This window comes from Streptococcus sp. E17BB (assembly GCF_041807725.1).
Taxonomy (GTDB): domain Bacteria; phylum Bacillota; class Bacilli; order Lactobacillales; family Streptococcaceae; genus Streptococcus; species Streptococcus entericus.
On sequence record NZ_JBGTZC010000082.1, the window covers coordinates 1 to 659 of the forward strand.

Consider the following 659-nt stretch of genomic DNA (forward strand, 5'->3'; position numbering starts at 1 on the left):
TTTGGTTTCAGAAACTTTGAAAAGACAAAACTCGCATTTTCATTGCCATAAACATAAAACGAGAGAAGACAAGAACTGTCCTCTCTCGGTGTTAAGTGGGTCAACCCACTACAGTTGACAAAGAGTCAAAAAAGAGAACACATCAGTCCTCTTAAAATCTTATTATTTATAAAAAACACTCCGTACGGGATTCGAACCCGTGTTACCGCCGTGAAAAGGCGGTGTCTTAACCCCTTGACCAACGGAGCATATCTCTCACTCACTGAGTGAATGGGCACGAGTGGACTCGAACCACCGACCTCACGCTTATCAGGCGTGCGCTCTAACCACCTGAGCTACGCGCCCAAGCAAATTGCTTGGATTGTTTTGTAATATAGTATTACAAAGCGGGTGACGAGAATCGAACTCGCGACAANAGCAAATTGCTTGGATTGTTTTGTAATATAGTATTACAAAGCGGGTGACGAGAATCGAACTCGCGACAACAGCTTGGAAGGCTGTAGTTTTACCACTAAACTACACCCGCTTATTAAAAATAATGGGAGTTAACGGGATCGAACCGCTGACCCTCTGCTTGTAAGGCAGATGCTCTCCCAGCTGAGCTAAACTCCCCAACGAGGATTTCTCCTCAGTATCTGCTAAGCAACTACCATATCTCA

General features: G+C 44.5%; 4 tRNA genes. All 4 read right to left on the reverse strand.

Annotation, left to right across the window (positions count from 1 at the left end):
- Positions 1–176: 176 nt before the first annotated feature.
- The 4 genes from ACERC7_RS10700 to ACERC7_RS10715 all read right to left on the reverse strand — a co-directional run bounded on the left by ACERC7_RS10700 (position 177) and on the right by ACERC7_RS10715 (position 612).
- Positions 177–248, reverse strand: a tRNA-Glu gene (locus tag ACERC7_RS10700).
- A gap of 23 nt (positions 249–271) precedes the next feature.
- Positions 272–345 (reverse strand) — tRNA-Ile (locus ACERC7_RS10705).
- Between the two features lie 110 nt (positions 346–455).
- Positions 456–526 (reverse strand) — tRNA-Gly (locus ACERC7_RS10710).
- A gap of 13 nt (positions 527–539) precedes the next feature.
- Positions 540–612: transfer RNA gene (locus ACERC7_RS10715), tRNA-Val, on the reverse strand.
- Positions 613–659 lie beyond the last annotated feature (47 nt).